We start from the raw sequence: 7,014 nt of genomic DNA, 5'->3' as shown, positions 1-7,014 counted from the left end.
CGCTGCTCGACCATCAGCGCGCCGACGGCCACTGGGTGTTCGAGCTGGAGGCCGACGCCACCATCTCGGCCGAATATGTGTTGCTGGTCCACTACCTGGGCGAGACCCCGGATGCGCCGCTGGAGGCGAAGATAGGACGCTATCTGCGCCGCATCCAAAAAACCGACGGCAGCTGGCCGCTGTTCAGCCACGGCGAGCCCGACATCAGCGCCAGCGTCAAGGCTTACTTCGCGCTCAAGATGCTGGGCGACGCGCCGGACGCCGAGCACATGCAGCGGGCCCGCGCCTCCATCCTGGCCCAGGGCGGGGCCGAGGCCTGCAACGTCTTCACGCGCACGCTGCTGGCGCTGTTCGGGGTGATGTCGTGGCGCGCGGTGCCGATGATGCCGGCCGAATTGATGTTGCTGCCGGTCTGGTTCCCCTTCCACGTGTCCAAATTGTCGTACTGGTCGCGCACGGTGCTGGTGCCGCTGCTGGTGCTCAACAGCCTGCGGCCGACGGCGCGCAATCCGCGCGGCGTCGTCATCGACGAACTGTTCCTCCAGGGCGGGCGCACCGGACGGCTGCCGCGCAAGGCGGCGCACCAGCGCTGGCTGTGGTTCGGCCTGTTCTCCGGCTTCGACGCCGCGCTGCGCGTGGGCGAGCGCGTGGTGCCGCGCCGCTTGCGCCAGAGCGCCATCGCGCGCGCCGAGCAGTTCGTGCGCGAGCGCCTGAACGGCGACCACGGCCTGGGTGCCATCTTTCCGGCCATGGTCAACGCCGTCATGATGTTCGACGCGCTCGGCGTGGCGCGCAGCGATCCGGCCATGAAGCAGGCGCGCGAGGCCATCGACCGCCTGCTGGTGGTGCGCGAACACGAAGCCTATTGCCAGCCCTGCCTGTCGCCGGTGTGGGACACGGCGTTGGCCTGCCACGCGCTGCTGGAGGCGGGCGGCTCGCGGGCGTCGGAAGCGGCGGCGCGCGGGCTGGCCTGGCTGAGGCCGCTGCAAGTGCTGGACGTGCACGGCGACTGGGCCGTGCGGCGGCCCAATCTGCGCCCCGGCGGCTGGGCCTTCCAGTATGAAAATCCGCACTATCCGGACGTCGACGACACCGCCGTCGTCGTCATGGCCCTGCACCGCGCGGCCGGACCGGTGGCCGACGCCGCCTTGCCGGAATACGAGCGCATCGGCCGCGCCGCCGAATGGGTGGTCGGCATGCAGAGCGCCAACGGCGGCTGGGGCGCGTTCGAGCCGGAAAACACGCATTTTCATTTGAACCACATCCCCTTCGCCGACCACGGCGCGCTGCTCGACCCGCCGACGGTGGACGTGTCGGCGCGCTGCCTGTCGATGCTGGCCCAGCTCGAAAGCGGCGCCGGCGGCGCGGTGGCGCAGGCGGCGCTGCGCTACATCCTCGACGAGCAGGAGGCGAACGGCAGCTGGTTCGGGCGCTGGGGCACCAACTACATCTACGGCACCTGGAGCGCGCTGTGCGCCTTGCACGCGGCCGGCCTGCCGGCCACGCACGCGGCGCTGCGGCGGGGCGTCGAATGGCTGACGAGCATCCAGAACGACGACGGCGGCTGGGGCGAGGACGGCGACAGCTACAGCCTCGACTACCAGGGCCACCGCTACGCGCCGAGCACGCCGTCGCAAACGGCGTGGGCGCTGCTGGGCCTGATGGCCGCCGGCGCCGGCGACCACGCGGCGGTGGCGCGCGGCATCGACTACCTGGTGCGCACCCAGCGGCCGGACGGCAACTGGGACGAAGACCATTTCACGGCCGTCGGCTTCCCGCGCGTGTTTTATCTGCGCTATCACGGCTACGCCCACTACTTCCCGCTGTGGGCGCTGGCCCGCTACTGCAATCTGCAACAGGAAGGCGAGAGCGCGACGGCGTGGGGCATGTGACTGGACGCGGCCGGACCGATGCGCCGGCCGACGGCGGGACCATCATCGTCGTCACCGGCATGAGTTTTGAAGTAAGAATCGCGGCCGGGCCGGGCGTGGAAGTGTACAGCCGCGGACCCGGTGATGCGCTGGAACGCCGCCTGGCCGAGCGTTTGCGACGGCCCTGCGCCGGCGTCATCAGCTTCGGCGTGGCGGGTGGTCTCGATCCGGCGCTGCGGCCCGGCGCGGTGATCGTCGCCGAACGCGTCGTCCATTTATCCCACCGTTACGACACCGATGCGGCATGGTCCGCCGCGCTGCGCGCCGCCGTGCCGCGCGCCGTGTCGGGCCCGCTGGCCGCCAGCGATCAGCCGGCCGCCGGCGTGGACGACAAGCGGCGTTTGCACCACGACAGTGGCGCGCTGGCGGTCGACATGGAATCGCACATCGCCGCGCGGCTGGCGCTGGCGGCGCGGGTGCCGTTCAGCGCCTGCCGCGTGGTGCTCGATCCGGCCGCGCGCGAGCTGCCGTCGGCGGCCCTGGCGGGCTTCGGCGACGATGGCCGCACCGACATCGGCGCCTTGCTGCGCGTGCTGATCGGGCAGCCGGGCCAGATCTTCCCGCTGCTGGGCCTGGCGCGCGACGCCGGTGCGGCCCGTGCCGCCCTGCGCGCGGTGCGCGCCAGCGTGGGGCCGGCTTACGCCTTGCGCTAACGGCCGCCGCGCTCCGGTGCCTTGACGCCGGGCGGCGCGGCGTCGTCGCTGTCCTCATAATCGGGCAGCGTGGTGGTGCCCCGGTTCTGGTCGATGCGGTAGCGGCGCTGCTGCAAATAGGCGTCGCGCACGAAGGTGTAGCGGTCGAGCGCGGCGGCGTCGAGCAGGTCGGTGGCGCCCAGCAGATTGGCGCGCGTGTTGATGACGCTGGCGACGTAGAGCGGGTCGCGCACGGCCGGGTCGGTGTAGCGGATCGGGTCGAGCTGGATGTCGGCGACCTGGCCGACGCCGTCGCGGATGGAGCTGGGGCCGAACAGCGGCAGCACCAGATACGGGCCGGACGCCAAGCCCCAGGTGCCCAGCGTCAGGCCGAAGTCCTGGGAGTGCTTGTCCAGGCCGGTCGGCGTGGCGACGTCGAACAGGCCGCCGATGCCGAAGATGGTGTTGACCACCAGCCGGCTCAGGCTTTCCGCGCCATCGTGCAGCTTACCTTGCAGCAGATTGTTGATGGTGTTGCCGACGTCGCCCAGGTTGGCAAAGAAGTTGCTGACGCCGGTGCGCGCGAAGCCGGGCGTGACGGCGCGATAGCCCTTGGCGACCGGCACGGCCACGTAGCGGTCGAGCGCGTCGTTGGCGCCGAAGACGACGCGGTTGAACGGTTCGATGGGGTCGTTGCGGCTGGCGCCGGGGCCGGTGGCGCAGCCGGCGAGCAGGGCGGCTGCCAGCACGATTTGCGCGCGGCGTAGGGAAATCGGGATCATGAAAGTCCGTCGGTGGAGTCGGTGGAGTCGGCGGGGGTGGCCTCTTGGCGGGGCCGGCCGAGCAGTATGGGCTGGAAAAAGACGGCGCCGACCAGCGTGCACGCCAGCGCCAGGGCCAGCAGCTGGCCCATGCTGGCGGTGCCGGGATGGTGCGACAGGCTCAGGCTGCCGAACGCGGCGGCGGTGGTGGCGGCGCTGTAGAGCACGGCGTGCGTCAAACTCGATTGCAGCAAATGGGTCTGGCCGGCGCGCCACGCCATCACGTAGTAAATCTTGAAGGCGACGCCGACGCCGAGCAGCAGCGGCAGCGCGATGACGTTGGCGAAGTTGAGCGGCAGGCCGAAGGCGACGCACAGTTCCAGCGTGACGACGGTCGACACCAGCAGCGGCACCAGCGTGCGCAGCACGTCGGCGAAGCGGCGCAGCGTGATCCACAGCAGCGCCGTGATGGCCAGCACGGCCCAGCCGCCGGCCTGGGCGAAGGCGCGCATGATGGTGTCGGCCGAGCCGCGCACGGAAATCGGGCCGCCGGCCGCCGTCGGCTCGGCACGCAGCACGGCGTCGAGAAAACGTTGCAGCGCCACGGGACGGTTGGCGCTGTCGGTCGGCGGCAGGCGCGGGCTGATGCTGACGAGCGCGCGGCCGTCGGGCGTGAGCCAGTCGCGCAGCAGCGCGGGCGGCAGGCTGTGTTGGTCAACGGGCTGCGCTTGCAGGCCGCGCCGCAGCTGGGCCAGCGTCAGTTGCAGCGGCTGGGCCAGCGCCTGTTCGGCGCGGTCGCGCAGCGCCGCACCGGCAGCTGTACCTGCACCAGCACCGGCTCTCGCATTAGCTCCAGCTCCAGCGGCTGCACCGGCACCGGAATTAGTACCGGCGCTGTCGAGCGTGGGCGCGGCCAGTCGACGCAGCGTCTTCGCCAGCCGGTTGGCCGACGCGGGACCGGCGCCGCGACCGGGATGGTCTTCGGCGGCCAGTTCAAGTTGGTCGGCCAGGCGCTGCAAGGCCGCCACCCGCAGCGCGTCGCTGGCGGGGCCGGACGGCGTCTGGTTCAGCGCCGGCCCCAGGCTCGACGCCATCGCGGCGATGATCGCCAGCTTGGCCGGCTGGTCGTCCGGGATGAAGATTTGCAGCGTCACGACGCGCGCCACTTCGGGCAGCGCCGCCAGCCGCGCCACGATGGTACGTGCGGCCGCCGGCGTCGGCGCCAGCACGCTAACGTCGTCGGTGCCGGCCTGCGGCGAGTCGGCCAGCGCGCGCAGCGTGGCCATCGATTCGGAGCGCGGATCTTTCAGGTGTAGTGGGTCGAAGTCGAAGCGCAGGTGCGGCAGCAGCGGCGCGGCGGCGACGATGGCGATGCAGCTGAGCAGCAGCACGCCTTGCCGGTGGCGCTCGAAAAAATGGTCGGCCGGCGCCAGCCAGCGCATCGCCGGCGCCTGCGCCTGCGCTTCGGCGCCGGGACGCAGCACGCGGATCAGCGCCGGCAGCAGCGTTAGCGTGGTGGCGAACGCGACGACCATGCCGACCCCGGCGATCTGGCCCAGCTCGGCGACGCCGCGATAGTCGGTCGGCAAAAAGCTGAAGAAGGCGACGGCGGTGGCTGCGGCGGCCAGCGCCAGCGGCAGGCCGGCGGCGCGGGCCGTGCGCAGCAGCGCGTCGGGCAGGTTGTCGTGGGCGTGGCGTTCGGCGCGGTAGCGCACGCCGAACTGGATGCCGAAGTCGCCGCCCAGGCCGACGAACAGCACGGCGAAGGCGACCGAAATCATGTTGAGCGCGTGGACCATGGCCAGGCCGAGGGCGGCAGTGATGATGAGGCCGGCGAACAGGTTGAGCAGCACGGCCGCGATCAGCCGCACGTCGCGCAGGGCCAGCCACAGGATCAGCAGGAACAGCAGCAGCGTCAGCGCGCCGTTCAGCGCCGCGCCCTGGGCGACGGAGGCGAATTCCTCGTCGGCCAGCGGCTGTTCGCCGGTCAGGCGCACGGTGGCGCCGTAGCGCTGTTGCAGGCCGAGCCGGACGGCGGTGGCGCGGATCGCGGCCGAGGCGCCGGCGCCCGCTTCGAGGTTGCCGTAGTCGAGCACGGGGCTGACGGTGACGAAGCTGCCGGCGCCCCGTGTCATTTGAGTGGCGTCGGCATGCGTGGCGTCGGCGGCCCAGGCGCTCCACGACAGCGCGGCCGGTTTGCCGGCCTGGACCAGTTCCAGCACGGCGGCGCTGCGGTTCAGCACGGGCGCCAGGTCGTCGAGCGTGACCTGGCCCGATTGCAGCGGCAGGCCCAGTATCGTCGCCAGCGCGTCGGCCAGGCCGCGCAGCGTGGGATCGTGGGCCAGGGTGTTGATGAGCGGCCGCGCCTGCTGCAATTGCGTGGCCAGCTGGGCCAGCGCGGCGCGCGGCAGGAACAGCAGGCCGGCGCGGGCGAAGAAATCGCCGCCGCCCGGCTGGTCGACGGTGCGGAAGGTCTGCGGCTGGCGGCGCAGCGCGCCGGCCAGCGCATCGGCGGCGGCGTCGGCTTGTTCGCGGGTCGGCGCTTGCAGCACGGCGAGGATCAGCTGCCGGCGTTGCGGGAAGGCGGCGCCGATGGCGGCGTCGCGCATGGCCCACGGCGCGGTCGAGTCGAGCAGGTGGTCGATGTCGGTGTCGATGGCGAAGTGCGCGGTGACGTAGGCGGCGCTGGCGGCGCTCAGCAGCAGCGCGGCGGCGATCACGGACCAGGCGCGGCGCGTGGCGAAGTGGACGAGGCGGACCAGCAACGCGGTCAGCATGGGCGCCCGGTCGCGACGGCAAGGTGCGGCGCGCGGCGCGGCGCTGGGCTATACTGGGCCGGCGGCATGGCATCGCGGCGCTGGCATATTTCAACCATCGATAGATCGTCTCCAAGATGAATAGAGTCGCTTACCATACCCTGATTTCGATTGTCGCGGCGGCCGTCGTCGGCACCGCGCAGGCGCAAAACGCGGCGCCGGCCCAGCTGGTGCAAAACGCCGTCGAGCATGTGCTGACCACGGTGCAGACCGATCCCGACACCCGTGGCGGCGATCTGGGCAAGATCACCGACGTGGTCCAGCGCCAGTTTTTGCCCTACACCGATTTCGAGCACACGACCCGGCTGGCGGTCGGCGCGGCGTGGCGCGACGCCACGCCGGAACAGCGCAGGCAGTTGTTCGAACAATTCCAGATCATGCTGGTGCGCAGCTACGCGCTGTCGCTGACGCAGCTGCGCGAGCAGAACGTCAAGTTCCGCTTCGATCCGGCGCGGCAGGGCTCGAACGCGTCCGATGTGGTGGTGGCGTCGCATGTGCTCAGCAACGGCGAGGACACGCAGATCGACTACCGGCTGCAACGCACGCCGAGCGGCTGGAAAATCTATGACATCAACATGATGGGCGCGTGGCTGATCGAAATCTACCGGCGCCAGTTCGCCGACGTGCTGGCGCAGGGCGGCGTGCCCGGCCTGCTCGATTATCTGGCGCGCCACAACGCCAAGTCGGCGCCGCGCTGAGACGCACGCGGATACCCGGTTCGATCGCGGCATCGGCGGCGCCGGGATCAGCGCCGGCACCGGCATCCACATCGGCATGGTCCCGCTCATGATACGTGTTCCACCGTGTCGACCGGCTCCGCGCTGCGCTGGCCGTCGCGGCGCCAGCGGCGCCATTCCATCCACTGCCACGACAG

At 71.3% G+C, this 7,014-nt stretch carries 5 protein-coding genes; 3 read left to right on the top strand and 2 right to left on the bottom strand.

All coding sequences use genetic code 11. The features are described 5' to 3' along the window. The first annotated feature begins 2 nt into the window (after window positions 1-2). Together shc and Q0S71_RS13305 are read left to right on the top strand one after the other, a co-directional pair. On the top strand, window positions 3-1,892 hold the full coding sequence (shc, locus tag Q0S71_RS13310) for a squalene--hopene cyclase (protein ID WP_295996234.1): 1,890 nt from the start codon (window positions 3-5) through the stop codon (window positions 1,890-1,892). Beyond that, window positions 1,889-2,584 carry a phosphorylase gene (locus tag Q0S71_RS13305; RefSeq protein WP_295996229.1) on the top strand — a complete coding sequence of 232 codons (696 nt, stop codon included), beginning with the start codon at window positions 1,889-1,891 and terminating at the stop codon, window positions 2,582-2,584. The genes shc and Q0S71_RS13305 overlap by 4 nt, the downstream gene beginning before the upstream one ends. Here Q0S71_RS13305 and Q0S71_RS13300 read toward each other — a convergent pair. Together Q0S71_RS13300 and Q0S71_RS13295 are read right to left on the bottom strand one after the other, a co-directional pair. Further along, window positions 2,581-3,345: a VacJ family lipoprotein gene (locus Q0S71_RS13300; RefSeq protein WP_295996226.1), complete on the bottom strand. Its 765-nt coding sequence runs from the start codon at window positions 3,343-3,345 to the stop codon at window positions 2,581-2,583. The two genes, Q0S71_RS13305 and Q0S71_RS13300, sit on opposite strands and share 4 nt — an antisense overlap. Further along, entirely contained in the window at window positions 3,342-6,101 is a 2,760-nt protein-coding gene (locus Q0S71_RS13295; protein WP_295996224.1) for an MMPL family transporter, read from the bottom strand. The genes Q0S71_RS13300 and Q0S71_RS13295 overlap by 4 nt, the downstream gene beginning before the upstream one ends. Before the next feature lie 116 nt (window positions 6,102-6,217). Between Q0S71_RS13295 and Q0S71_RS13290 the strand changes: the two genes are divergently transcribed. Beyond that, on the top strand, window positions 6,218-6,838 hold the full coding sequence (locus tag Q0S71_RS13290; protein ID WP_295996222.1) for a phospholipid-binding protein MlaC: 621 nt from the start codon (window positions 6,218-6,220) through the stop codon (window positions 6,836-6,838). The last annotated feature ends 176 nt before the right edge of the window (window positions 6,839-7,014 follow it).

The organism is Rugamonas sp. (genome assembly GCF_025354735.1).
Classification (GTDB): domain Bacteria; phylum Pseudomonadota; class Gammaproteobacteria; order Burkholderiales; family Burkholderiaceae_D; genus Rugamonas.
The sequence above is the reverse complement of the archived record's forward strand: the minus strand, read 5'-3'. Positions and strand labels throughout refer to the sequence as shown.

Excerpts from the sequence above, each read along its gene's own strand:
- Q0S71_RS13290 (WP_295996222.1), top strand. The coding sequence starts at position 6,218 with ATGAATAGAGTCGCTTACCATACCCTGATTTCGATTGTCGCGGCGGCC.
- Q0S71_RS13295 (WP_295996224.1), bottom strand. The coding sequence starts at position 6,101 with ATGCTGACCGCGTTGCTGGTCCGCCTCGTCCACTTCGCCACGCGCCGC.
- Q0S71_RS13300 (WP_295996226.1), bottom strand. The coding sequence starts at position 3,345 with ATGATCCCGATTTCCCTACGCCGCGCGCAAATCGTGCTGGCAGCCGCC.